This is a genomic window from Streptomyces sp. NPDC057424 (assembly GCF_042803315.1).
GTDB lineage: Bacteria > Actinomycetota > Actinomycetes > Streptomycetales > Streptomycetaceae > Streptomyces.
On the sequence record NZ_JBHVCP010000002.1, the window covers coordinates 336,546 to 361,079 of the forward strand.

At 71.2% G+C, this 24,534-nt stretch carries 19 protein-coding genes; 12 read left to right on the top strand and 7 right to left on the bottom strand.

The window, feature by feature from the left end; all coding sequences use genetic code 11:
• The first annotated feature begins 5 nt into the window (after window positions 1–5).
• The 3 genes from ACFU3E_RS03780 to ACFU3E_RS03790 are packed head-to-tail and all read left to right on the top strand — an operon-like array spanning window position 6 to window position 3,505.
• Entirely contained in the window at window positions 6–1,010 is a 1,005-nt protein-coding gene (locus tag ACFU3E_RS03780) for a carbohydrate ABC transporter permease (RefSeq protein WP_384151449.1), read from the top strand.
• On the top strand, window positions 1,007–1,843 hold the full coding sequence (locus tag ACFU3E_RS03785) for a carbohydrate ABC transporter permease (protein ID WP_384151452.1): 837 nt from the start codon (window positions 1,007–1,009) through the stop codon (window positions 1,841–1,843). Before ACFU3E_RS03780 ends, ACFU3E_RS03785 begins: the two co-directional genes overlap by 4 nt.
• Window positions 1,844–1,864: 21 nt before the next feature.
• Entirely contained in the window at window positions 1,865–3,505 is a 1,641-nt protein-coding gene (locus ACFU3E_RS03790) for an alpha-amylase family glycosyl hydrolase (protein WP_384151455.1), read from the top strand.
• A gap of 16 nt (window positions 3,506–3,521) precedes the next feature.
• On the opposite strand, the gene ACFU3E_RS03795 is transcribed toward ACFU3E_RS03790, so the two are convergent.
• The 4 genes from ACFU3E_RS03795 to ACFU3E_RS03810 all read right to left on the bottom strand — a co-directional run bounded on the left by ACFU3E_RS03795 (window position 3,522) and on the right by ACFU3E_RS03810 (window position 7,509).
• Window positions 3,522–4,940 carry an ATP-binding protein gene (locus ACFU3E_RS03795; RefSeq protein ID WP_384151458.1) on the bottom strand — a complete coding sequence of 473 codons (1,419 nt, stop codon included), beginning with the start codon at window positions 4,938–4,940 and terminating at the stop codon, window positions 3,522–3,524.
• Entirely contained in the window at window positions 4,941–5,660 is a 720-nt protein-coding gene (locus ACFU3E_RS03800) for a response regulator transcription factor (RefSeq protein ID WP_384151461.1), read from the bottom strand. It lies immediately after the preceding gene.
• Window positions 5,661–5,777: 117 nt separating this feature from the next.
• Window positions 5,778–6,854 (bottom strand): LLM class flavin-dependent oxidoreductase, encoded by a 1,077-nt coding sequence (locus tag ACFU3E_RS03805; protein WP_384151464.1) that lies wholly within the window; start codon window positions 6,852–6,854, stop codon window positions 5,778–5,780.
• A 22-nt stretch (window positions 6,855–6,876) separates the two neighbouring features.
• Window positions 6,877–7,509 (bottom strand): TIGR03086 family metal-binding protein, encoded by a 633-nt coding sequence (locus ACFU3E_RS03810; protein WP_384151467.1) that lies wholly within the window; start codon window positions 7,507–7,509, stop codon window positions 6,877–6,879.
• A gap of 63 nt (window positions 7,510–7,572) precedes the next feature.
• On the opposite strand from ACFU3E_RS03810, the gene ACFU3E_RS03815 reads away from it, so the two are divergent.
• Window positions 7,573–8,415, top strand: coding sequence for a DUF6597 domain-containing transcriptional factor (locus tag ACFU3E_RS03815; RefSeq protein ID WP_384151470.1), 843 nt, complete (start codon window positions 7,573–7,575; stop codon window positions 8,413–8,415).
• Window positions 8,416–8,562: 147 nt separating this feature from the next.
• Entirely contained in the window at window positions 8,563–8,898 is a 336-nt protein-coding gene (locus ACFU3E_RS03820) for a YnfA family protein (protein ID WP_384151473.1), read from the top strand.
• An 18-nt stretch (window positions 8,899–8,916) separates the two neighbouring features.
• Here the strand turns inward: ACFU3E_RS03820 and ACFU3E_RS03825 are convergent, their stop codons facing one another.
• Window positions 8,917–9,351, bottom strand: a complete 435-nt coding sequence (locus ACFU3E_RS03825; protein WP_384151476.1) for an ester cyclase — start codon at window positions 9,349–9,351, stop codon at window positions 8,917–8,919.
• Window positions 9,352–9,477: 126 nt separating this feature from the next.
• On the opposite strand from ACFU3E_RS03825, the gene ACFU3E_RS03830 reads away from it, so the two are divergent.
• Entirely contained in the window at window positions 9,478–10,254 is a 777-nt protein-coding gene (locus ACFU3E_RS03830) for an SDR family NAD(P)-dependent oxidoreductase (RefSeq protein WP_384151479.1), read from the top strand.
• Window positions 10,254–10,418 carry a hypothetical protein gene (locus ACFU3E_RS03835; RefSeq protein ID WP_384151482.1) on the top strand — a complete coding sequence of 55 codons (165 nt, stop codon included), beginning with the start codon at window positions 10,254–10,256 and terminating at the stop codon, window positions 10,416–10,418. The genes ACFU3E_RS03830 and ACFU3E_RS03835 overlap by 1 nt, the downstream gene beginning before the upstream one ends.
• A 39-nt stretch (window positions 10,419–10,457) precedes the next feature.
• On the opposite strand, the gene ACFU3E_RS03840 is transcribed toward ACFU3E_RS03835, so the two are convergent.
• The gene (locus tag ACFU3E_RS03840; protein WP_384151485.1) at window positions 10,458–11,651 is read right to left on the bottom strand and encodes an RtcB family protein; all 1,194 of its coding nucleotides are present in this window, start codon (window positions 11,649–11,651) and stop codon (window positions 10,458–10,460) included.
• A gap of 171 nt (window positions 11,652–11,822) precedes the next feature.
• Here ACFU3E_RS03840 and ACFU3E_RS03845 point away from each other — a divergent pair, with 171 nt between their 5' ends.
• The 3 genes from ACFU3E_RS03845 to ACFU3E_RS03855 all read left to right on the top strand — a co-directional run bounded on the left by ACFU3E_RS03845 (window position 11,823) and on the right by ACFU3E_RS03855 (window position 15,092).
• Complete coding sequence (locus ACFU3E_RS03845; RefSeq protein ID WP_384151488.1) at window positions 11,823–12,641, top strand: DUF3558 domain-containing protein; 819 nt, start codon at window positions 11,823–11,825, stop codon at window positions 12,639–12,641.
• A 119-nt stretch (window positions 12,642–12,760) separates the two neighbouring features.
• On the top strand, window positions 12,761–13,675 hold the full coding sequence (locus ACFU3E_RS03850) for a DUF3558 family protein (protein ID WP_384151491.1): 915 nt from the start codon (window positions 12,761–12,763) through the stop codon (window positions 13,673–13,675).
• A gap of 88 nt (window positions 13,676–13,763) precedes the next feature.
• The gene (locus tag ACFU3E_RS03855; protein ID WP_384151494.1) at window positions 13,764–15,092 is read left to right on the top strand and encodes a DUF2637 domain-containing protein; all 1,329 of its coding nucleotides are present in this window, start codon (window positions 13,764–13,766) and stop codon (window positions 15,090–15,092) included.
• Window positions 15,093–15,135: 43 nt separating this feature from the next.
• On the opposite strand, the gene lysS is transcribed toward ACFU3E_RS03855, so the two are convergent.
• Window positions 15,136–16,881 carry a lysine--tRNA ligase gene (gene lysS, locus ACFU3E_RS03860; protein ID WP_384151497.1) on the bottom strand — a complete coding sequence of 582 codons (1,746 nt, stop codon included), beginning with the start codon at window positions 16,879–16,881 and terminating at the stop codon, window positions 15,136–15,138.
• Window positions 16,882–17,030: 149 nt separating this feature from the next.
• On the opposite strand from lysS, the gene argS reads away from it, so the two are divergent.
• Together argS and fxsT are read left to right on the top strand one after the other, a co-directional pair.
• Window positions 17,031–18,794 carry an arginine--tRNA ligase gene (gene argS / locus ACFU3E_RS03865; protein ID WP_384151500.1) on the top strand — a complete coding sequence of 588 codons (1,764 nt, stop codon included), beginning with the start codon at window positions 17,031–17,033 and terminating at the stop codon, window positions 18,792–18,794.
• Window positions 18,795–18,935: 141 nt separating this feature from the next.
• On the top strand, window positions 18,936–24,416 hold the full coding sequence (fxsT, locus tag ACFU3E_RS03870) for an FxSxx-COOH system tetratricopeptide repeat protein (protein ID WP_384151503.1): 5,481 nt from the start codon (window positions 18,936–18,938) through the stop codon (window positions 24,414–24,416).
• Window positions 24,417–24,534: the final 118 nt, after the last annotated feature.

Here is a 24,534-nt window from a genome sequence, read left to right on the forward strand (position 1 = left end):
GGGTCTTGAGCGAGGAGGCGGCACGGGCCGAGGTCCCCACGGGGGTTCAGCCGCCGCCGCGGCGGGGGCGGGCGACCGCCGGTGCCGGGCGGCTGTCCGTACTGCTCGTCTCCCCCACCCTGCTGGTACTGGCGGTCGTCGTGCTCTACCCGACCCTGATGGCGCTCAAGGAGTCGCTGTACGGGGCGAAGGGCCTGGACCCGGCGACCGGGTTCATCAGCGACACCGAGCCGTTCGTCGGGCTGGGGAACTACGCCGAGATCTTCGGCGAGGCCGGAGCGCGGTTCTGGAACGCCTTCTGGAACACCACGTTCTTCACCGTCGTCACCGTCGGTCTGGAGACGGTGATCGGCGTGGCCATGGCGCTGATCATGCACAAGGCGTTCAAGGGCCGGGGGCTGGTGCGGGCCGGGATCCTGGTGCCCTGGGCGGTGCCGACGGCCATCTCCGGGCTGCTGTGGCGGTGGATCTTCAACAGCGACGGCGTCGCCAACGCGCTGCTCGGGCAGCAGATCCTGTGGACCACGGAGGGGATCCACGCCAAGGTCGCCGTCATCGTCGCGGAGGTGTGGAAGACCGCGCCGTTCATCGGGCTGCTGGTGCTGGCCGGACTCCAGGTGATCCCGAAGGAGGTCTACGAAGCGGCCCGCATGGACGGGGCGCGCTCGGTGCGCCGGTTCTGGCACATCACCCTGCCCCTGGTGAAACCCGCGCTGCTGGTGGCCGTGCTGTTCCGCTGCATGGACGCGCTGCGGATGTTCGACCTGCCCTACATCCTCATCGGCGCGCAGAAGCACTCGGTGGAGACGCTGTCGATGCTCGCGCAGAACGAGGCGTCCAACGTCCGCTTCGGACCGGCCTCCGCGTACGCGGTGATCCTCTTCCTCTACGTCTTCCTGATCGCGCTGGCGTTCGTGCGGTTGCTCGGCGCCGATCTGGTCGGGGGCGGAGGCGGCTCCGGCGGTCGCCGGCGCCGCGGCCCGTTCCGCCGCGGGGAGGTGACGGCATGACGACGAGCACGGCGAAATGGCGGGGCGGCCTCGTGTTCGCGGGGGTCGTCGCGGTGGTGGCGTACTGCCTGGCCCCGTTCTACTGGATGCTGGTCTCCAGCCTCCGGCGCACGAGCGACATCTTCGACACCTCGCTGATCCCGTCCACGCTGTCCTTCGAGAACTACCGTGCCGTGTTCGACCCCGCGCAGGGCTTCGGGCGCGCGCTGCTCAACAGTCTGATCGTCGCCGGGACCACGACCGTGCTGGCGCTCGCGCTCGCCACGTTCACGGCGTACGCGATGGCCCGGCTGGAGTTCCGCTTCAAGCGGCTCATCCTGACGCTGATCATCGCCACCTCGATGTTCCCGGTGGTGTCGATCGTGGTGCCGCTGCTGAAACTGTTCACGGACATCGGCTGGATCAACACCTACCAGTCGATGATCGTGCCGAGCATGTCCTTCGCGCTGCCGCTGGCGGTGTGGAACCTGACCACGTTCTTCCGGCAGATGCCGGACGAGCTGGAGCACGCCGCGATGGTCGACGGCTGCACCCGCGGCCAGGCCTTCCGCAAGGTCATCGTGCCGCTGGCCGCGCCGGGCATCTTCACCACCGCGATCATCACGTTCATCGCCGCCTGGAACGAGTTCCTCATCGCCCTGTCGATGACCAACAAGCCCGGCATGCAGACCGCCACGGTCGCCATCTCCAAGTTCACCGGCGCGACGACGTACGAGACCCCGTTCGGCAGCCAGATGGCCGCGGGTGTTCTGGTCACCGTCCCGCTGGTGGTCATGGTGCTGCTCTTCCAGCGCCGGATCGTCGCCGGGCTCACCGCCGGCGCGGCCAAGTAGTCCTACAGAAGGAGCCTTTCCTTGTCCCCCACCGCACCCTGGTGGCGCAGTGCCGTCATCTACCAGGTCTACATCCGCAGCTTCGCCGACGGGAACGGCGACGGCGTCGGCGACATCGCCGGCCTCCGCTCCCGCCTGCCGTATCTGAAGTCGCTGGGCGTGGACGCCATCTGGATCAACCCCTGGTACAAGTCGCCCATGGCCGACCACGGTTACGATGTCGCCGACTTCCGCGAGATCGACCCGCTCTTCGGCACCCTGGCCGACGCCGAGCGGCTCATCGAGGAGGCGCACGGGCACGGGATCCGGGTGATCCCCGACATCGTGCCCAACCACACCTCCGACCAGCACGCCTGGTTCCGGGCGGCGTTGACGGCGGGCCCGGGCAGCCCGGAGCGTGAGCGCTACGTCTTCCGCGCCGGGCGCGGACCGGACGGCTCCGCACCGCCGAACGACTGGGTGTCCTGCTTCGGCGGCCCGGCCTGGACCCGGCTGCCCGACGGGGAGTGGTACCTGCACCTGTTCGCACCCGAGCAGCCCGACCTGAACTGGCAGCACCCCCAGGTGCGGGAGGAGTTCGAGTCGGTCCTGCGGTTCTGGTTCAGCCGGGGCGTCGACGGTTTCCGCATCGACGTCGCCCACGGTCTGATCAAGCACCCGGAGCTGCCCGACCTGCCGCCCCGCCGGGATCCGGACGACGGGCAGCCCTGGCAGCACGTCGACCATCCGCACTGGGACCGGGACGAGGTGCACGAGATCTACCGGTCCTGGCGCAAGGTCGCCGACGAGTTCCCCGGCGACCGCTCCTTCGTCGCCGAGGCGTGGGCGGACACGCCCGAGCGGCTGGCGGCGTACGTGCGCCGGGACGGCCTGCACACAGCCTTCAACTTCGATTTCCTCATGGCGAGCTGGGACCCGAAGGACCTGCGGGCGGTCATCGACGGCTCCCTCGGCATGCTCGGGGCGGTGGGCGCGCCGGCCACCTGGGTCCTGTCCAACCACGACGTCATGCGCCACCCCAGCCGCTACGGCCGCCGGACGGTCAGGCGCTGGGTGGCCAACGAGAGCTACCGACCCGACGGCCCCCTGGACCTCGGACTCGGCACCCGGCGGGCCCGGGCCGCCGCCCTGCTCATGCTGGCCCTGCCCGGCGGCGCCTACGTCTACCAGGGCGAGGAACTGGGCCTGCCCGAGGTCGAGGACCTGCCCGAGTCCGTTCTCCAGGACCCCACCTGGGAGCGCTCCGGCCACACCGAGCGCGGCCGCGACGGCTGCCGCGTCCCGATCCCGTGGACCGCCGGCGGGACGGCGTTCGGCTTCAGCCCCGAGGGCGCGACGGGCGAGCCCTGGCTGCCGCAGCCCGCCGGCTGGGGCGGTCTCAGCGTGGCGGCCCAGACGGATGACACGACCTCCATGCTGGAGCTCTACCGGGCGGCTCTGCACACCCGCCGTGACCACCCCGCCCTCGGCGACGGCTCGATGACCTGGCTGGACGCCCCCGAAGGGGTCCTGGCCTTCCGGCGGGAGCCCGGCTTCGTCTGCGTGGTGAACCTGTCGGCCGAGCCGTACGAGCTGCCGTCCCACTCCTCGCTGCTGCTGTCCAGCGGCCCGCTCAGGAACGGGCGGCTGGGGCCGGACCAGGCGGTGTGGCTGGCCGTCTGACGTCCGGCCCACCGCGTCAGTCGAGCCCCCCGCCCACCGTGAACCCGGTCACCGTCCCGCCCCCGTCCCGCCGGAACGCGAACGGCGCTCCCCCGTGGGCGAGGGCCACCTCGCGGACGATGGACAGGCCCAGGCCGGAACCCGGCAGGGAGCGGGCGTCGGCGGCCCGGTAGAAGCGGTCGAAGACCCGGGTGAGGTCACCGTCGGCGATACCCGGGCCGCGGTCGAGGATCTCGACCCGGATCGTGCCGGGCCGGGCGGGCCCCGAGACGACGATCTCGATGGGGGCCCGGCCGCCCTGGTCGAACTTCACCGCGTTCTCGACGAGGTTGGACAGCGCCCGGCTCAGCATCGCGGGCCGCCCGTCGGTCGTGGTGTCGCCGCTCGCGCGCAGCAGGATCTCCCGGCCGCTGCGGCGCCGGGCCGTCCCCGCCACCTCCTCGGCGATGTCCGCGATGTCCACCCGCCGCGGCGGCTCGGTGCCGGACTGCCCGGCCGCGAGATCCACCAGCTCGTTGACCAGGTCGGTCAGCTCCCGGGCCTCCTGACCCAGGTCGGCGACCAGTTCCTCGCGGGCCTTTGGAGGGAGTTCGCCGATCCGGCGCAGCAGGGAGATGTTCGTACGCAGCGAGGTGAGCGGCGTGCGCAGCTCGTGGCCCGCGTCCTGGACCAGGCGGCGCTGGTCCTCCTCGGACTGCGCGAGCCGGCCCAGCATGCGGTCGAAGGCCCGGCCGAGGCGGCCCACCTCGTCATGACCGGCCACGGGCACCTGGATGCCCAGCCGGCGGGTGCGGGCGACGTCCTCGGCGGCGTCGGTCAGCACGACCAGGCGGCGCGTGATCCGCCGGGCCAGCCACCAGCCGAACAGCCCGGCGCCGACCACCACGGCGGCCATCAGCAGCAGCGTCCGCTGCTGGAGTGCCCGCAGCAGATCCTCGACGTCGCTGAACTCCTGCGCGACCTGCACCGCGCCCCGGCCGCCGCCGAGGGAGACGGTGGCGACGCGGTAGACGTCGTCGCCCACGTCGACGTCCTTGTGCTCGACCACCTCCCCGGACGAGGCCGCGGCGGCGATCCGCGTGTCGGCGCCGGTGACCGGCAGCCCCGGACTGCCCGGGTCGACGACGTGCCCGTCCGGGCCGAGCACCTGCACGTCCGTCCGGGCCGGCCGTACCAGGTCGTGGCCCGGCGCGGCGGACGAGAAGTCGCCGGGCGTCATGTGGTTCTGCCGCACCTCGCCCCGCAGATCCTGCACGACCTCGTCGAACACCGTCTGCTGGTCCACCCGCACCAGCCGCGCGGCGGCACTGTACGAGAGGATGCCGACGAGGATCGTCACGGCCGCCGTCACCGCCGCGAACGACACCGCGAACGTGGTGCGCAGCGAGACCAGCTTCGGCCGCCGCCCGTGGAGCAGCCCGCGCAGGCGGCCCACTCAGTCCTCCCGCAGTACGTAACCCACGCCCCGGACCGTGTGGATCAGCTGCGGCGCGTCCGGCTCGTCGAGCTTGCGGCGCAGATAGCCGACGTAGACGGCGAGGTTCTTCGAACCGGGCCCGAAGTCGTAGCCCCAGATGCGGTCGTAGATCGTCGAGTGGTCGAGGACGATGCCCGCGTTGCGGACGAGCAGTTCCAGCAGCTCGAATTCGGTGCGGGTCAGTTCCAGCTCGCGCGCGCCCCGCCAGGCCCGGCGCGCCTGCGGGTCCACGCGGATGGCGGCGGCCTCGATGAACCGCTCCGGGAGCGGCTTGGGCGCCTCGGCCGCCGGTGCGCCGCCGGCGTTCACCGAGCCGGTGCGGCGCAGCAGGGCGCGCAGCCGGGCGAAGACCTCCTCCACGTCGAAGGGCTTCACGACGTAGTCGTCGGCGCCCGCGTCCAGGCCGGCGATCCGGTCGGCGGTCTCCACGAGGGCGGTGAGCATCAGCACCGGCGTCCGGTCGCCCTCGGCGCGCAGCACCCGGCAGACCTGGAGCCCGTCGATGCCGGGCATCATCACGTCCAGGACGAGCACGTCCGGACGGTTGCGGTGGGCCTGCGCCAGCGCCTCGACACCGTCGGCGACCGCCATGACCTGGTAGCCCTCCAGGGTCAGGGCACGCTCCAGGGCGTTGCGGATGGCGCGGTCGTCTTCGGCGAGCAGCACGGTGTGGGGCACGCGTCCAGTGTGCCAAGCCGCCCGGCGCCCCAGGCCGGATGCGCTGCGCCGGGGCGTCGTTCTTACTGCCCTCTCACCAGGGGCCGGGCGACCGTGGAGCCGGGCCCTGCCGTCCCCTCACCCTCGGCCGCGGGCGAGCCGGGCGGCGTGCGTCGGGGCGTCCGGCACGTTCGCCGGGCGGTCCACGGCGAACTCCTTGCGGAGCACCGGCACGACCTCCTCGCCCAGCAGGTCGATCTGCTCCAGCACGGTCTTCAGCGGCAGCCCGGCGTGGTCGACCAGGAACAGCTGGCGCTGGTAGTCGCCGGCGTACTCGCGGAAGGCCAGCGTCTTCTCGATGACCTGCTGCGGGGAGCCGACCGTCAGGGGTGTCTGGTCCATGAAGTCCTCCAGCGACGGCCCGTGCCCGTACACCGGCGCGACGTCGAAGTACGGCCGGAACTCGCGCACGGCGTCCTGCGCGTTCCTCCGCATGAACACATGCCCGCCGAGCCCGACGATCGCCTGCTCGGGCGAGCCGTGCCCGTGGTGGGCGTACCGCGTCCGGTACAGCTCGACCATGCGCTTGGTGTGGTCGGCCGGCCAGAAGATGTTGTTGTGGAAGAAGCCGTCGCCGTAGAACGCGGCCTGCTCGGCGATCTCCGGGGAGCGGATCGAGCCGTGCCAGACGAACGGCGGTACGCCGTCCAGCGGGCGGGGCGTGGCGGTGAAGCCCTGCAGGGGCGTACGGAACGTGCCCTCCCAGTCGACGACGTCCTCCCGCCACAGCCGGTGCAGGAGGGCGTAGTTCTCGACGGCGAGGTTGATGCCCTGCCGGATGTCCTGACCGAACCAGGGGTAGACCGGGGCGGTGTTCCCGCGCCCCAGCATCAGGTCCACCCGGCCGTCGGCCAGGTGCTGGAGCATGGCGAAGTCCTCGGCGATCTTCACCGGGTCGTTGGTGGTGATCAGGGTCGTGGCCGTGGAGAGGATCAGCCGCTCGGTGCGGGCGGCGACGTGGCCGAGCAGCGTGGTCGGCGACGAGGGCACGAACGGCGGGTTGTGGTGCTCGCCGGTCGCGAAGACGTCGAGCCCCACCTCCTCGGCCTTCAGCGCGATGGCCACCATGGCCTTGATCCGCTCGCGCTCGGTCGGCGTCCGGCCGGTGGTGGGGTCGGGCGTGACGTCGCCGACGCTGAAGATCCCGAACTGCATGGTCGCTCACCCTCCAGGTTGTTTACCGTTCAACCATACTGGCAGAACGGCGACCCCCGCGGGGCTGTTCCCAGGCGGGGTCCCTGCCGGTCAGCGCGAGCAGCCGCTCGAACGCCGACGCACCCTCGGCCGGCGGCACCGGCTCCCCGAACACGCCCATCCTCCGGGCCGTCGGCGCCAGCTCGTCCACCGCCCCGGCCAGCTCCGCCACGACCGCCTCGTCGGCACCCGGGAAGTCCTGGCCCGTCGCCCGCGCCAGGTCCCACACGTGCACCGTCAGATCCAGCAGCGCCATCGAGCCGACCAGCCGCGCGGGCATGCCCATCCCCCCGGTCGTGCCCTCCTCGGCACCGGGCGCGGACCAGGCCGCCACCAGCCGGTCCGCCTCCCGCGCGAACCGCTCGCGCCACCCCGGGTCCTCGGCGACCACACCGGCCGTCTCGCCGAAGTCCGACGCCTCCTTCACCGCCAGCCGCTGGAACTGCACGATCACCTGGAAGAGGTGATCGACCAGGGCCCGCACGTCGTACTCGGCACAGGGCGTTCGAGCGGCGAGCGCCGCGTCCGGAATGCCCCGCACCACCGGCACCGCCCGCTCCCCCGCCCTGGCGAGCAGCTCACCGATGCCGTAGGTCCTCACCGCGTTCGTGTCCATGACCCCGACCGTAGACAGACCCAAGCCCGCCCTTCTTGAAGAAACGCGACGTACGATCCGGCCATGGAGGCACCCCACGACGACACCCGCGGGATCGTCGACCCGTCCGGGCTGCTGGACCGCGTGCGATTCCGCCGCCACGAGCCCGCCGAGCCGCTGCGCCGGTACGTCGAGTGGTACTGGCTGATCGACTGGGACCTGCCCGCACCGTACGCCTCCCACGTCGTCCCGCACCCCGCCGTCAACCTCACCTTCCAGTGGGACGAGTCCGACGAGGCGGACGCATCCCCGTACGCCGAGGTCACCGGCGTCGCACTGGGCCTGTACACCAGGAAACTGACCGGGCGGGGCCGCGTCTGCGGGGCGAAGTTCCGTCCCGGCGGCTTCCGGCCGTACACCCCCGAGGTGCCCGTCTCCCGGTGGACGGGCCGGGCGCTGCCGGCCCGGGAGGTGTTCCCGCAGATCACCGGTGACACCGCCCGCACGGTCGTCACCGGCGCCGACGACCGCGCCCGGGTGGCCGCCCTCGACGCCTTCCTGCTCTCCCTGCCCTGCGCCCCGGACCCGCAGGCCGACCTCGCGACCGAGCTCGTCCGGCGCATCCGCACCGACCGCACCGTGCTCCGCGTCGGCGACTTCGCCCACACCCGGGGCCTGTCGGTGCGTGCCCTGCAACGGCTGTTCTCCGCCTACGTGGGCGTGAGCCCCAAGTGGGTCATCCTCCGCTACCGCATGCACGAGGCCCTGGAACAGGCCGGCACCCGCACCGACATCGACTGGGCCGCCCTCGCCGCCGACCTCGGCTACGCCGACCAGGCCCACCTGGTACGGGACTTCACGACGACGGTGGGGGTGCCCCCCACGGCGTACGCCGCGGAGGCCCGGGCCGGACACCGGGGAGCGTAGCCCTCACGTCCGCCCTGCCGCCGACCGCCGTGAAGCACCCGACGGAGAACCACCCCGAGAGGGTGAAGAGGCCCGCGAACGCTACGCCGCCGATCCTGTCGACGACCGACACCGCCGGCACGGCGAGGGCATGCGAAGCTGACCGCCATGTCCGTGCTCCGCTCCGCCGCCCTCTTCGTTCTCGCCGCCCTCCTCGAGATCGGCGGCGCCTGGCTCGTCTGGCAGGGCGTGCGCGAGAACAAGGGCTGGCTCTGGGCGGCCGGCGGCGTCCTCGCACTCGGCGCCTACGGCTTCGTCGTGACCTTCCAGCCCGACGCCCACTTCGGCCGCGTCCTCGCCGCGTACGGCGGGATCTTCGTCGCCGGTTCGATCCTGTGGGGCGTGGTCGCGGACGGCTACCGCCCGGACCGCTGGGACATCACGGGCGCACTGATCTGCCTCGCGGGCATGGCCGTCATCATGTACGCCCCGCGGGGAAACTGACCGGACCCCTCGGAGACCTCAGAACGGCTCGTCGGGCAGCAACCCCAACTGCCCGAGGAAGTCCATCTCGTCGAAGTACAGCCGGTAGTCGACGATCCGCCCGTCCTTCACCGTGGCGATGTCCACCCCGCGGATCCGGACCTCCTTCTGCGTCGGCGGCAGCGTCTCCCCGTTGGACAGCTCCAGCGGCCCGGTGTTCCGCCCGTGGTAGACCCCCTCGTCGATGGCCGTGTCACCGGCCTCGTAGGAGTGCAGCACCTCGAACGTCGCCCCGGGAACCGCCTCGGTCATCGACCGCCAGTACTCGACGATCGCGTCGCGCCCGCGCAGCTCGCCCTCGTCGGGGGTGAAGGCGACCGCGTCCTCGGCGTACAGCTCACCCAGGACCTTCAGATCGGTGTGTGCGGTGACCGCGTCCGTGAGCCGGTCCATGACCTCACGTGCCTCGCCCATGATCCACCTCCAGGAGAACGGGGGACCACCCAGCCTCATTCTCCCACCGAAGGGCCCACTTATCCTGGCCGCAAGCCCGACGCAGACGCCGGACCCGCCCACGCCCGAGGACCCGAGGAGCACCCCATGGCCACCGCAGCCCCGCCCGCAGCCTCCCGCATCGCCGTCGTCACGGGTGCGAGCAGCGGGATCGGCGCCGCGACGGCCCGGCAGCTCGCCGCGGCGGGCTACCGCGTCGTCCTCACCGCGCGCCGCAAGGACCGTATCGAGGCCCTGGCGGAGGAGATCACCAAGGCGGGCCACCAGGCCACGGCGTACGCCCTCGACGTCACCGACCGCGCGGCGGTCGACGAGTTCGCCACGGCGTTCAAGACGATCGGTGTGCTGGTCAACAACGCGGGCGGCGCGCTCGGCGCCGACCCGGTCGCGACCGGCGACCCGGCCGACTGGCGCCAGATGTACGAGACGAACGTCATCGGCACCCTCAACCTCACCCAGGCCCTGCTGCCCAAGCTGATCGCGAGCGGCGACGGCACGGTCGTGGTCGTCTCCTCCACCGCCGGCCACGGCACCTACGAGGGCGGCGGGGGCTACGTCGCCGCCAAGCACGGCGCCCACGTCCTCGCCGAGACCCTGCGCCTGGAGATCGTCGGACAGCCGGTCCGCGTCATCGAGATCGCTCCCGGCATGGTCAAGACGGACGAGTTCGCCCTGACCCGCTTCGGCGGCGACGAGGACAAGGCGGCCAAGGTCTACCAGGGCGTCACCGACCCCCTCACCGCCGACGACGTCGCCGAAACGATCACCTGGGCGGTCACCCGCCCCGCCCACGTCAACGTGGACCTCCTGGTCCTCCGCCCCCGCGCCCAGGCGTCGAACACGAAGGTGCACCGGGACCTCTGATGCCGGACGCCGAACAGGATCGGGAACGAGAGCGGGAACAGCGGCGCCTCGCCCAGGAAACGAAGGACGAACGCCACATGTGGTGGTGGCTCGCCTATTTCCTGTTCGGCATCCACATCGTGGCGTTCGTCATGATCTACGCGGTGATGCACGCCCCGAAGTAGCCGGAGGCGAGGAGCGTGTCACCTCACCCCCCGGTCCCGCTAACCCTTCACGCACACGACCTGCTTCAGCTTCGCCACGACCTCCACCAGGTCCCGCTGCTGGTCGATGACCTGCTCGATGGGCTTGTAGGCGCCCGGGATCTCGTCCACTACGCCGGAGTCCTTGCGGCACTCCACGCCCCGCGTCTGCTCCTCCAGGTCCTTGGTCGAGAAACGGCGCTTCGCCGCGTTGCGGCTCATGCGCCGGCCCGCGCCGTGCGAGGCCGAGTTGAAGGACTTGGCGTTGCCGAGGCCCTTCACGATGTACGAACCCGTGCCCATCGAGCCCGGGATGATCCCGTACTCACCGGAGCCGGCCCGGATCGCGCCCTTGCGGGTCACGAGCAGGTCCATCCCGTCGTAGCGCTCCTCGGCCACGTAGTTGTGGTGCGCGCTGATCTCCGGCTCGAAGACCGGCTTGGCCTTCTTGAACTCCTTGCGGATCACGTCCTTCAGGAGCGCCATCATGATCGAGCGGTTGTGCTTCGCGTACTCCTGCGCCCAGAACAGGTCGTTGCGGTACGCCGCCATCTGCGGGGTGTCCGCGACGAACACCGCGAGGTCGCGGTCGACCAGGTCCTGGTTGTGCGGGAGCTTCTGGGCCACGCCGATGTGATGCTCGGCCAGTTCCTTGCCGATGTTCCGGGAACCGGAGTGCAGCATCAGCCAGACAGAACCGGTCGTATCGGTACACACCTCGACGAAGTGATTCCCGCCGCCGAGCGTCCCCATCTGCTTTGTGGCACGCTCCTGACGGAACTTGACCGCTTCCGCCACCCCGTCGAACCGCCCCCAGAAACCGTCCCACCCGGCGGTGGCCACTCCGTGGAACCGCGCCGGATCCACGGGCTCGTCATGCATCCCCCGCCCCACCGGAATCACCCGCTCGATCCCCGACCGCAGCCGGGACAGATCGCCGGGCAGGTCGTTCGCCGTCAGGGACGTCTTCACCGCGGACATTCCGCAGCCGATGTCGACACCCACCGCCGCCGGGCACACCGCACCCCGCATCGCGATGACCGAGCCGACCGTCGCGCCCTTGCCGTAGTGCACGTCGGGCATGACCGCCAGGCCCTTGATCCACGGAAGCGTGGCGACGTTCTGGAGCTGCCGGAGCGCCGAGTCCTCGACCGAGGCCGGGTCGGTCCACATCCGGATCGGTACCTTCGCACCCGGTATCTCTACATACGACATAACGCCCTCAATCCCCCGCAAGTGAACAGAAGTCTTCAACAGCAAATACCGGAGCCAAGGTCGACGAAAAGGAAATCGGACCGGCGTTCACGGCAGTGCGTGCGATACACATTGTGTTCATCGCCCGCCCTGCGGCGGCAAGCCAATATCCGTGTCGAGAGGAGCCACCACGTGCAACGGAAGGCGTGTGTACCCGGTATCGCCGTGCTCCTCGCGGCGGTACTGGCCGGCTGCACCGGCAGCTCGGGCGACGGCGGCTCGACGGACGACTCCAACCCGGGCGGCGCCAGCACGGCTTCGCCCGCCGCCGAGCCCGGCCGCTACCGTACGCTCCCCGACCCCTGCGCCGAGGTCGGCGAGAGCACGCTCGCCGAACTCCTCCCCGGCATCCGGCAGATCAGCGACGAGGAGCAGCGCGAGAAGGCCTACGAGGGCGAGCCGACGAGCACCTTCGACACCGACCGCAAGGTCGGCTGCCGCTGGAAGGTGGACTCCCTGGCGGCCACCGACCATCTGATGATCGATTTCGAGCGGGTCGTCTCCTACGACAACACCGTCAGCGACGACAGCCAGGCCGAGCAGCTCTTCGCGGAGCAGGAGGCGTCGGCCCACCTGCCCGAGCCGACCGCCACCGTGACGGCGGCCTCCGGCAGCGCCCCGGCGAGCGGTTCGGCCGCATCCCCGAGCGGCTCCCCGTCCCCGTCCGGCTCGTCCTCGCCCTCGACGTCGCCCTCCGCGGCCCCGACCGAACTGCAGCCCCGGGTACTGGAGGACCTCGGCGACGAGGCCTTCCTCGACGACGGACTGAGCAGCTCCGGTTCGACGGCCAAGCAGCGGACGGTGACTGTGGCGTTCCGCACGTCCAACGTCATCGTGACCATCGAGTACGCGGAGCAGCCGACGACCGTCGGCGTCGTGCCGGACAGCAAGGAAATGCAGGACAGGGCGCAGAAACTGGCCTCACAGCTGGCGGATTCGCTGGGCGAATGAGGCCCCTTCACGGCCCCTTCACGCGTGCCCGCAAAGCACGCGAAGGAAGAACACACGGTTGCCTCACCGCGTACGGTGACCACTCGGACCCGTTCCGACCGCAGGGAACCACGAGCGTCATGAGTGAAGGAACCATGCAGCGACGAGCACAGCGAGAAGTGGGGGCACCTCCCAGGCCGTCCAGGCGCTGGGGGCGAGACCAGCGAGCGAAGCGCCGCAACCGCGTCCTTGTCTGCGCGGCCGCCGTCCCCGTGATGCTGGTCGCCGCCGGCTGCTCCTCGGACTCCGGCTCCGGCGACAGCACGGACAAGGCCGCGAAGGCTGCCGCGTCGGCGTCCGCGAGTCCGTCACCGACCGTGCAGGCGGCGGCGTACGGCAAGCTTCCGGAGCCCTGTAAGGCGCTCTCGAAGAAGACGCTGGAGGACCTCGTTCCGAAGAGCAAGTCCGGCAAGGAGGGCAAGTCGGACGATATCTCGACCCGGGGCAGCTGCTCCTGGAACAGCCTCGACAACAACGGTGTGAAGGGCTCGCAGTTCCGCTGGCTGAACGTGTCGATGCTGCGCTTCGAGTCGGACGTCACCCGTGGTGCGGCCGACAAGCTGGCCCGGGAGTACTTCGAGAAGCAGGTGCAGGAGGCCCAGGGCGTCGAGGGCGCGAAGAGCGTCAAGACGGAGCCGGTGGCCGGTACGGGCGATCAGGCGACGGCCGTGCGCTACGACCTGAAGAAGAAGGAAGGCACCTTCAAGCAGCAGACGATCGTGGCGCGCGTCGAGAACGTCGTGGTCACGCTCGACTACAACGGCGCCGGCCTGGCCGGTGACAAGACGCCGAGCGGCGACGACCTGCTGAAGGACGCGAAGAAGGCCGTCAAGGAAGCGGTGGACGCGGTGTCCGAGGCGAACGGCAAGGGCGGCGGCAAGGCGGGCGGCACCCCGTCCAAGTCCGCGTCGAAGTCGCCTTCCCAGGGGGCGTCGGACGGGTCCTCGAAGGACTCCTCGGCCTCGCCGTCGAAGAAGCCCGCGTCGAAGAGCTGAACCGTCCCTACGGGAACCGGCCACCCGTCTTCCGCACACATGTGCCACCCTGTTGCGCGCAACAACATGCAAGGGGAGGGGAGTACGGGTGGCCGCGCCACTGCAGCTGACTCGGATGCACCGCGTTCTCATCGGCGTGGTCGTGGCCGGTGCCGTGATCATCGCCGGCATCGGCTTCGCCGGTTCGTACGCGGCGGTCCGCGAGTTGGCCCTCCAGAAGGGCTTCGGGAACTTCTCCTACGTCTTCCCGATCGGCATCGACGCGGGTATCTGCGTGCTGCTGGCCCTGGATCTGCTCCTCACCTGGATCAGGATCCCGTTCCCCCTGCTGCGTCAGACGGCCTGGCTGCTGACGGCGGCGACGATCGCCTTCAACGGCGCGGCCGCTTGGCCGGATCCGCTCGGCGTGGGCATGCACGGGGTGATCCCGATCCTGTTCGTGGTCTCGGTCGAGGCGGCCCGGCACGCGATCGGTCGCATCGCCGACATCACGGCCGACAAGCACATGGAGGGCGTCCGCCTCACCCGCTGGCTCCTCTCCCCCGTCCCCACGTTCCTCCTCTGGCGCCGTATGAAGCTGTGGGAGCTCCGCTCCTACGACCAGGTCATCAAGCTGGAGCAGGAACGTCTCGTCTACCAGGCGCGGCTGCGGTCGCGGTTCGGGCGGGCGTGGCGGCGCAAGGCTCCGGTGGAGTCCTTGATGCCGCTGCGGCTGGCGAAGTACGGGGTTCCGCTGGCGGAGACGGCCCCGGCGGGCCTGGCGGCGGCGGGTATCGAGCCCGCGCTGATCCCGCCGGCGCCGCGGCAGGCCCTGGACGCGGCCGCTCCAGCGGCCGATGCGGCGGCCGATGCAGCTGCGGGCGGTCGCGGCGCCGGGGCGGTGCCCGTCCCCCGGCAAGCGGCGCCCGGCGGCGAGCGCCGGGAGCTCGACGGCGGCCCCGAGGCAGACCGGTTCGGCTACGAGCCCGAACCGGGACCGGAGCAGAGCCCCTGGTTCAACGCCCCTCGTGAGGTCGCGTACCAGGGCGGCTACGACCCGGCCTACGACCCCGAGCGGTACGCCCAGTGGATCGCGGAAGAACAAGAGGCCGAGCAGTACCAGCGGCGGTACGGGCCGGAGCCCTCCCCGGAGGACACCGGCAGCTTCCCCATCCCGGTCGGCCCCAACCGCACCCGCGAACTCGGCGAAGGCGGCGGCACCCCGTCGACCTCCGAGCCTGCCTCCGAGCCGGACGAGGAGTCCTACTACCAGGTCTTCAAGCAGTCGATCAACGGCAGCTACCCCACCCCGAACCAGCTCGTCGACAACCTGGAAGCGGAATACGGCATCCACGTGGACACCACGGAAGCCAAGCGCATGGTCGACCGCTTCAGCAGCCGCCATTACAAGGAACTGGAAGAAGAGCACATCGCATGAGGAAGGGGCCCCGCGGACAGGGCCCCTTCCTTCACACCGGCGGCTACTCCCCGAGCAGGGACCGCACCCGCTCCTGCCCCACCGCCAGCAGCAGCGTGGGCAGCCGCGGCCCGGTGTCCCGGCCCACCAGCAGGTGGTACAGCAGCGCGAAGAACGACCGCTGGGAGGTCTTGATCTCCGGCGGCAGCTCCTTGGGCGTGGCGTCGGCGGAGAACCCGGCCTGGACCTTCGGCACGCCGTAGACGAGGTGCGTCAGACCGTCCAGCGACCAGTGGCCGGCCAGCCCGTCGAGCAGCAGCCGCAGCGACGCGCGGCCCTGCTCGTCGAGCGACTTCAGCAGTTCGGCGTCCGGCTCGTCCCGCACGATGGTCCGCTGGTCGGCGGGGACGTGCGTGTTGATCCAGGCCTCGGCCTTGTCGTAGCGCGGGCGCGCCTCGTCGAGCGAGGTCAGCGGCTGCTCCGGGTCGAGCTCGCTGAGGATGCGCAGGGCCTGGTCCTCGTGCCCGGCGGTGATGTCCGCGACGGACGCCAGCGTCCGGTACGGCAACGGCCGGGGCGTCCGCGGCAGTGCGCCGGCCGCCGTACCGACCGCACGCGCGTGCGCGGCCACGTCGGCCGGCAGGGCGCTGCCGTCGGCGACCTTGGCGTCCAGCCGGTCCCACTCGTCGTAGAGCCGCTGGATCTCCTGGTCGAAGGCGACCTTGAAGGACTGGTTGGGCCTGCGGCGCGCGTACAGCCAGCGCAGCAGCTGCGGCTCCATGATCTGCAGGGCGTCGGCCGGGGTGGGCACGCCGCCCTTGGAGGAGGACATCTTCGCCATGCCGGAGATGCCGACGAACGCGTACATCGGCCCGATGGGCTGCTTCCCGCCGAAGATCCCGACGATCTGCCCGCCTACCTGGAACGACGACCCCGGCGAGGAGTGGTCGACACCGGAGGGCTCGAACACGACCCCCTCGTACGCCCACCGCATCGGCCAGTCGACCTTCCAGACCAGCTTGCCGCGGTTGAACTCGCTCAGCCGGACCGTCTCCGAGAAGCCGCACGCGGTGCAGGCGTACGTCAGCTCGGTGGAGCCGTCGTCGTAGGACGTGACAGTGGTGAGGTCCTTCTCGCAGTTGCCGCAGTACGGCTTGTACGGGAAGTACCCGGCGGTGCCGGAGCTGCCGTCGTCCTCACCGGCCGCGCCGGAGCCCTCGGCGGCCTCCAGCTCGGCCTCGTCGACCGGCTTCTGCCCCTGCTGCTTCTTGGCCGGGGCCTTCTTCGTGCGGTACTGGCCGAGGATCGCGTCGATGTCGCCGCGGTGCTTGATGGCGTGCAGGATCTGCTCGCGGTACACCCCGGAGGTGTACTGCTCGGTCTGGCTGATCCCGTCGAACTGCACGCCCAGCTCGGCCAGTGACTCGATCATCGCGGCCTTGAAGTGCTCGGCCCAGTTCGCGTGCGAGGAGCCCTTCGGCGCCGGGACGGACGTCAGTGGCTTGCCGATGTGCTCGGCCCACGACTTGTCGACACCGGGGACACCGGCCGGCACCTTGCGGTAGCGGTCGTAGTCGTCCCAGGAGATCAGGTGCCGCACCTGGCGGCCCCGGCGGCGGATCTCGTCGGCGACGAGGTGCGGGGTCATGACCTCACGCAGGTTGCCGAGGTGGATGGGGCCGGACGGTGAGAGACCGGACGCGACGACGACGGGTTTGCCCGGGGCCCGGCGCTCCGACTCCTCGATGACCTCATCCGCGAAACGGGAGACCCAGTCGGTGGTCTCGGTGCTCTGAGCCACGATCGGCACGTCCTTCTTTCTGCATCGGGCAGCCGGTACGGTCGCACGGCTGACCGCACCATTGTCCCAGACCGGGTTGCGCCCGGAAAAACGGCTTTACCCTCATGGAATACTGACTGTGTCTATCGATTCCCTCGAGGAGAACGGCACCCTTACCTATGGCCTCGGTCACGTCCCTCAGCGACTCCGTCCACCAGCGTCTCGCGGCGGCCCTGTCGGCGGCTCTGCCGCAGGCCGGCTCCGCGGACCCGCTGCTGCGACGAAGCGACCGGGCCGACTTCCAGGCCAACGGGATCCTGGCCCTCGCCAAGAAGGAGAAGGCCAACCCGCGCGAGCTGGCCACGCAGGTCGTCTCCCGGGTCGAGTCGGGTGAGCTGATCAAGGACGTCGAGGTCTCCGGCCCCGGCTTCCTCAACATCACCCTCACCGACCGCGCGATCACCCGGAACCTCGCCGCGCGCTACGCGGACGACACCGGCCGCCTCGGCGTGCCGCAGGCCGAGCAGCCGGGCACCACGGTCATCGACTACGCCCAGCCGAACGTGGCGAAGGAGATGCACGTCGGTCACCTGCGCTCCGCGGTCATCGGCGACGCGGTGGTGCAGCTGCTGGAGTTCACCGGCGAGCACGTGGTCCGGCGTCACCACATCGGCGACTGGGGCACCCAGTTCGGCATGCTCATCCAGTACCTGGAGGAGCACCCGCACGAGCTGGACCACAAGGCCGACGAGGTCTCCGGCGAGGAGGCGATGTCGAATCTCGACCGCCTCTACAAGGCCGCCCGCAAGCTGTTCGACGCCGACGAGGAGTTCAAGACCCGTGCCCGGCGCCGGGTGGTGGACCTCCAGGCGGGCGACCCGCAGACGCTGGCCATGTGGCAGAAGTTCGTCGACGAGTCGAAGATCTACTTCTTCTCCGTCTTCGAGAAGCTCGACATGGAGATCCGTGACGCGGACATCGTCGGCGAGTCGGGTTACAACGACATGCTCGCCGAGACCTGCCGCCTCCTGGAGGAGTCGGGCGTCGCGGTCCGCTCCGAGGGCGCCCTGTGTGTCTTCTTCGACGACGTCAAGGGCCCGGACGGCAACCCGGTCCCGCTGATCGTGCAGAAGTCGGACGGCGGCTACGGCTACGCGGCGACCGACCTCTCGGCGATCCGCGACCGCGTCTTCCGTCTCAAGGCGAACACGCTCCTCTACGTCGTGGACGCCCGCCAGTCGCTGCACTTCAAGATGGTCTTCGAGACGGCCCGCCGCGCCGGCTGGCTGAACGACGACGTCGAGGCGGTCCAGCTCGCCTTCGGCACGGTCCTCGGCAAGGACGGCAAGCCGTTCAAGACCCGTGAGGGCGAGACGGTCCGCCTGGTCGACCTCCTCGACGAGGCGATCGACCGCGCCTCCGCGGTGGTCCGGGAGAAGGCCCAGGACCTCTCCGAGGCGGAGATCGCCGAGCGCGGCACCCAGGTGGGCATCGGCGCGGTGAAGTACGCGGACCTGTCGACGTCCGCGAACCGCGACTACAAGTTCGACCTGGACCAGATGGTCTCGCTCAACGGCGACACCTCCGTCTACCTCCAGTACGCCTACGCCCGTATCCAGTCGATCCTGCGCAAGGCCGGCGCCTCCCGCCCGGCCGCGCACCCCGAGCTGGAGCTGCACGAGGCGGAGCGTGCGCTGGGCCTGCACGCGGACTCGTTCGCGGCGACGGTCGCGGAGGCGGCGAGCGAGTACGCCCCGCACAAGCTGACGGCGTACCTGTACCAGCTGGCGTCGCTGTACACGACGTTCTACGACAAGTGCCCGGTCCTGAAGGCCGAGACGCCGGAGCAGACCGAGAACCGCCTGTTCCTCTGCGACGTCACGGCCCGCACGCTGCACCGGGGCATGGAACTGCTGGGCATCCGGACGCCTGAGCGGCTCTGATGCCCGTGGGGTGGCCGGCGTCCGCGTCGCCACCCCACACCGGTGACAACGGCCTTTAACCCCAGTACAGTTGCATATTCCTTCAGCGCTGCGGGCGGAGGACGCGTCGGACACGGTGCGGGTGATCGGCACGGGGGAGTCATGATCATCTCTGAGCAGTCGCGGGCCGCCGGGGCTGCCGTCCTCGAGCGTGACCCGGCTGTACCGGGGCAGGCGATCAGCCGTCTCCGTACCGGCGGCAACCCACACACCGAAGAGCACACCACCGTGCTGCCGGAACCGGTGAAGGCCGCCGCCCTGACGACCGAGTCGCCCGCCCGGCTGAACAACCTGCCCGTGCTGCCGTCGGCGCCCTTCGTCGGCCGCATCGACGACCTGGGCCGCTTACGCGCCTCCCTGCTGTCCGGCGGCGGAGTCGTCACGCAGACGGTCGCGACCGCGGTGAGCGGTCTCGGCGGGATAGGCAAGACCGCCCTGGCTCTGCGCTACGCGCACCAGAGCGACGAGTACCGGCTCGTGTGGTGGATCACCGCCGAGAGCGAGGAGCAGATCGCCTCCGGGTTCGGGGAGCTGGCTTTGCGCCTGCACCCGGCCTGGGCCCGCGGGGCCACCGCGAAGGAGCGCACCGAATGGGCGCTGGCCTGGCTGGAGGCCCACTCCGGCTGGCTGCTGGTGTACGACAACGTGGAACGGCCCGAACATCTCACCCCGTTCCTTGGCCGACTCCTCGGCCGTGGCCACCAGTTGGTCACGAGCCGGTGCCGCACCGGCTGGCCCGAGGGGGCCCGCCTGGTCAGCCTGGACGTGCTGGACCACGGGGAGGCCGTCGACCTGCTGTGTGCGACGGCCGGCCGCGGAGACGACTGCTCCGCCGCCGAACGGGCGCAGGCAGCGCGGCTCGCCGGGGACCTCGGGCACCTGCCCCTGGCTCTGACACAGGCCGGTGCCTACCTCCGGGAGACCGGCATCGGTTTCGCGGCCTACCAGGCGATGCTGGCCCGTGTCCCCGAGTCGGTGCTCAACGACGGAGCCGACCGCTCGGGCCGTACCATCGCCCAGATCTGGCGCACCAGCCTGGACGCCATCCGGACCCGTTGTCCACTGGCTGTCCCACTGCTCCACACCCTGGCCTGGTACGCCCCGGAGGCGACGCCGCGCGAGGTGCTGCGGCACTTGGGCGGGCCCGAGGGTGAGGTCGAGGAGGGGCTCGACGCGCTCCGGAACTACCACCTGATCACGTCCGGCCCCGACGGCCTCACCCTGCACCGCCTCGTCCAGCAGAGCCTGCGGCACGCCGAACCTCCCGAGGTGCCCGAGGCGCGGGACCTCGCCGAACGGGCCCTCGCCGCGGAACTGTCCGGTGCCCCGGCCGAGCGTGTACGGCAGCTGCTCATCCATGTCCAGGCGCTCGCGGAGACGGGACCGGCCGCGGAACCGGGCGCCGAGGCGGTCGCGATGTACCGGCGGGGCGCCGACGAGCTGGTGGCACGGGAGCAGCACGTCCTGGCGATCCCCCTCATGACGCGGGCCGTCGAGGGCAGCGAGGCACTGCTCGGCGTCGACGACGACACCACGCTCGACCATCGCGATCGTCTGGCGGAGTTGCACGCGAAGTCCGGTGACCCGGCACAGGCGGTCCGGCTGTGTCACGACGTCTACCTCGACCGCCGCCAGCGGTGCGGCCGGGACGCGAAGGAGACGCTGGCCGCCCGGGAGCGGCTGGCGTACGCGCACCGCAAGGCGGACGATGTGATGCGGGCGGTCGAGGAGCTCACGGCCGTCGTCGCGGATCGCCGCCGGATCCAGGGCGAGAAGCACCCGGACACCCTCGGCAGCCGCAACAACCTGGCCTACGCATTCCAAACCGCGGGCCGGTACCAGGACGCTGTCGAGGAGTTCGCGGCGGTCGTCGCCGACCGCGAGCGTCTCCTGGGTGAGGGGCACCTGGACACGCTCGCCAGCCGCACCAATCTCGCCTACGCCCATCGCGAGGCCGGTGACCACCGCACCGCGCTGGCCCTGTACGAGCAGGCGGTCGAGGACCGGCAGCGGGAGCACGGCCCCGATCATCCCGACACGCTCACCAGCCGCGGCTGGCTGGCCGCAGCCCACTCCGCCGCGGGCGATCCGCGCCGGGCGGTCGTCCTGTACCGGGAGGTGGTCGCCGCCCGGGAGCGCGTACAGGGCCCGGACCATCCGGACACGCTGCGCAGCCGAAAGGACCTGGCGTACGAGCTGTCCGAGGCGCACGGACCGGACGCGGCGCTGCCGGAGTTCGAGTCGCTGGCGGCGGACAGCGCCCGTATCCAGGGGCCGGACCATCCCGCGACCCTCGACTACCGCGACGACATCGCGGGGGTTCACCGGGAGCGGGCCGACTACGCCCGGGCGGTCGCCGGCTACTCGGCGGTGATCGCCGACTACGCGCGGGTGCGGGGCCCGTACCACCGGGACACGCTGCGTGCCCGGGAAGCCCTGGCCTTCACCCGGCAACTCATGGGGGACCACCGCCGCTCGGTCCGTGAGCGCCGGGCACTCGTCACGGACCGCACTCGCGAACAGGGCGGCGATCACCCGGCGACACTCACCGCCCGCGCCCATCTGGCCTTCGCCCTCCGCGAGGCATCCGACCTCCCGGCCGCAACCGAGATGTTCGAGGAGCTGCTGCGGGACCGCACCCGGGTTCTCGGCCCCCAGCACCCCGATGTGTTCGCCACGCGCGAGTCCCTGGCCCGCACCCGCCAGTGGGCCGGCGACCACCCGCGCGCGGTGGCGGAACTGGAGCACCTGCTCAGGGACATGGAGCCGCTCCTGGGTCCGGATCATCCGCGCGTCCTCTCGATCCGCCACTCCCTCGCCCAGGTGTTCGACGAGGAGGAGCGCTACGCGCGGGCGCTGGAACTGTATGGCGGGCTCGTGGAGGTCTACGAGCGGGTCTACGGCCCCGACCACCCCTCGACGCTCGGCATGCGGGCCTGGCTGGGCGCGGCCTACCGCTCGGCCGGTGAGTACGGCCGGGCGGGCGAGGTGTTCGACGCCCTCCTCGCCGACCGGACACGCGTGCAGGGCGCGGACCATCCGGACACGCTCGAGACCAACAGCTGGCGCGCCTGGGTCTTCCGGTCGGTGGGTCAGCATCAGCGCGCCATCTCGGTCTACGAGGAACTGGTCGAGGTGCGGACCCAGGTCCTGGGTGCGGATGCGCAGGCGACGCTGAACTCCCGCAACAGCCTGGCGCTGGCCCGGCTGGGCGCCGACGACCACGAGGGCGCGATCGCGGGATTCACCGAACTGCTCGCCGACCGCCGCCGGCTGCTGGGAGACGACGCCCCGGACACGCTGCTCATGCTGGAGAACCTGGCGGATGCCTGCTCGGCCGCCGAGCGGCACGACCGGGCCATCGCCCTGTACGAGGAAGCCGTCGAGGCGTGGACCCGCACCTGGGGTGCCGCCCATCCGCGCACGCTGCGCGCCCGGCGGGACCTGAGCCTGGTGCAGAAGGCGGCCGGGCGGCACCAGCTGTCGCTCGCCACACTGGAGTTCGTGCTCGAGGAGCGCAGGCGTCTGTTCGGACCCGATCACCCGCAGGTGCTCGATGTCCGTCTCGATCTGCTCAGCGCGCACTGCGCGTCGGGCGACTACCGCCGGGCCGCCCAGCTCGCCGAACAACTGGTCGCCGACTGCGCTCGGGTCCGAGGCCGTGACCACGTCACGACACTGAACGCACGCACGTGGCTGGCGTACGCGTGGACGTCGTCCGGGGCGTATCAGCGGGCGATCGTCGCGTTCGAAGGGCTGGTGGAGGACCGGACTCGTTACCACGGGGCGGACCACGGCGAGACTCTGACGACCAGGTACCTGCTGGCGGTTTCCTTCGCCGAACAGGGCGACTACGAACGGGCGGTCGTGCTCGGCCAGGACCTGGTGAACGATCTCGCTCGGTTCCACGGGGCCGACAGCCCGCGGGGTTTCGATGACCGCACCATGCTGGCCCGCTGGCGGGAGCACACCGGGGACCGGGCGGGAGCGCTGCGGGACCTGGACGCACTGCTGCGGGACCACGAGCGTGCGCTCGGTCCCGATCACCCCGACCTCTTCGCCCTTCGGCGCACCACCACCTGGGTCTGGCTGGGGGCGTCCACCGCCGACCGGGCCGTCGCGACCGCCGCGAGCCTGGTCGCCGATTCCACCCGGGTCCTGGGCGCGGACCACCCCGGGACGCTCACCGGCCGCGCCGCCCTCGCCGCCGCGCACGGCACGGCGGGTGAGGTCGCACACGAGCTGCGGTTGCGGGCATCGCTCGTGGACGACCTTGCCCTGGTGCACGGTCCCGACCACAGCACAGTCCTGGCCGCTCGCCTGGACCTGATCTCGGCACAGCGCCAAGCCGGCCAGCGCGTGCTGAGCGTGCGGGACGCCATGGCACTGGTCGACGACAGCGACCGCACACGGGGCCCGCAGCACCCCGAGACCCTCGAATGCCGCAATCTCCTGGGGCACGCCTGCTGGGAGGCGGGCGACCCGCATCGCGCGGCCGCGGTCTTCGAGGAGCTCCTGAAGCAGTGCGAGGAGGCCCTTCCCGAGGAGCACGAGACGACGTTCTGGGTGCGCGGCAACCTGGCGTGGCTGACGGCGGACACCGGTCCGGCGGACGACGCGGTGCGGTGGGCGCGGAACCTGGTCGACGATGCCACCGAGCTCTTCGGTCCGGGCCACCGGCGCACCCTGGAAGTACTGCCCGTGCTGGCGCACGCCCTGGCCCAGGCGGACGAGCCGGAGCAGGCGCTGGATGTCCTGCGGGACCTGCTGCGCCGCACCGCCCTGCTGCTGGCCCGACTGAACTACCCGGAGACGGTCGAGGACGTCGTCCGGGCCCACGAGCGGGCAGCCGCGCGAGACGGTGAGCCGGCATCGGCCGGAGGGACGGCGGAGGCGGCTGAGGAGTACGACGACGAGGTCCTCCGCCTGGGCGTGCTCGTCGAGAAGTTCGCCGGCCGCTTCGGCGGCTTCCTCCCCACCCTCGCGACACAACTCGCCCACACCCTCTCCGACGCGGGCGATCCCGCGGGCGCGGTGGCCCTGCTGAAGGCCGTGCACGCAGGACGCGCACGGCTGTTCGGCCCGAATCATCCGGACACCCTGGAGAGCCTCGCCGAACTGGCCTTTGCCTGTCTGGAGGCCGACGACCCGAACTCGGCGCCGTCCCACGAGGAACTGCTCGCGCGCTGGGAGCGGACCTTCGGCCCGGACCACCCCGAAACGGCGGAACTCCGCTGGCGGCTGCGCACCGCACGGCCGGCCTGGCGGGCCCGGTTGACTCTGCTCACGGACGACGTGACCGTCGGTCGGCCCGTCACGATCGAGGTGCGGCTGGAGCGGGAGGACAGCGCGACGCAGACCGTGCCACCCCGGCTGATGGTGGCCGTCAGCTGTCCTACGGCGACCACGGTCGATCCGGCCACGGCCGAGTACGACCCCGGCGGCGCTCCCCCGCGTTTCACCCTGGCCGCCCCCGGGCCGGGCGCCCACGACGTCCGCTTCACGCTGTACGACCACGCCTCGGGGTTGGTGTTGCAGGAGCTGAAGACCGTTGTTCACGTGCAGGGTGCCAGGGAGGACTGACCCGGATGCCGCAGGATCTGGCCGTGGAGGTATTGAGGGACCCCTCCCACGGCTTTACGGGGGTACCTCCACAGCCCAGGAGCACGCCGCGTCCACCGGAGGAAGACCCCCCGGCGGA

Bases quoted from the DNA above. Each gene is read 5' to 3' on its own strand.
- ACFU3E_RS03785 (WP_384151452.1), top strand. From the start codon at position 1,007: ATGACGACGAGCACGGCGAAATGGCGGGGCGGCCTCGTGTTCGCGGGG.
- ACFU3E_RS03805 (WP_384151464.1), bottom strand. From the start codon at position 6,854: ATGCAGTTCGGGATCTTCAGCGTCGGCGACGTCACGCCCGACCCCACC.
- ACFU3E_RS03810 (WP_384151467.1), bottom strand. From the start codon at position 7,509: ATGGACACGAACGCGGTGAGGACCTACGGCATCGGTGAGCTGCTCGCC.
- ACFU3E_RS03815 (WP_384151470.1), top strand. From the start codon at position 7,573: ATGGAGGCACCCCACGACGACACCCGCGGGATCGTCGACCCGTCCGGG.
- ACFU3E_RS03820 (WP_384151473.1), top strand. From the start codon at position 8,563: ATGTCCGTGCTCCGCTCCGCCGCCCTCTTCGTTCTCGCCGCCCTCCTC.
- ACFU3E_RS03825 (WP_384151476.1), bottom strand. From the start codon at position 9,351: ATGGGCGAGGCACGTGAGGTCATGGACCGGCTCACGGACGCGGTCACC.
- ACFU3E_RS03830 (WP_384151479.1), top strand. From the start codon at position 9,478: ATGGCCACCGCAGCCCCGCCCGCAGCCTCCCGCATCGCCGTCGTCACG.
- ACFU3E_RS03835 (WP_384151482.1), top strand. From the start codon at position 10,254: ATGCCGGACGCCGAACAGGATCGGGAACGAGAGCGGGAACAGCGGCGC.
- ACFU3E_RS03840 (WP_384151485.1), bottom strand. From the start codon at position 11,651: ATGTCGTATGTAGAGATACCGGGTGCGAAGGTACCGATCCGGATGTGG.
- ACFU3E_RS03850 (WP_384151491.1), top strand. From the start codon at position 12,761: ATGAGTGAAGGAACCATGCAGCGACGAGCACAGCGAGAAGTGGGGGCA.
- argS (WP_384151500.1), top strand. From the start codon at position 17,031: ATGGCCTCGGTCACGTCCCTCAGCGACTCCGTCCACCAGCGTCTCGCG.
- fxsT (WP_384151503.1), top strand. From the start codon at position 18,936: ATGATCATCTCTGAGCAGTCGCGGGCCGCCGGGGCTGCCGTCCTCGAG.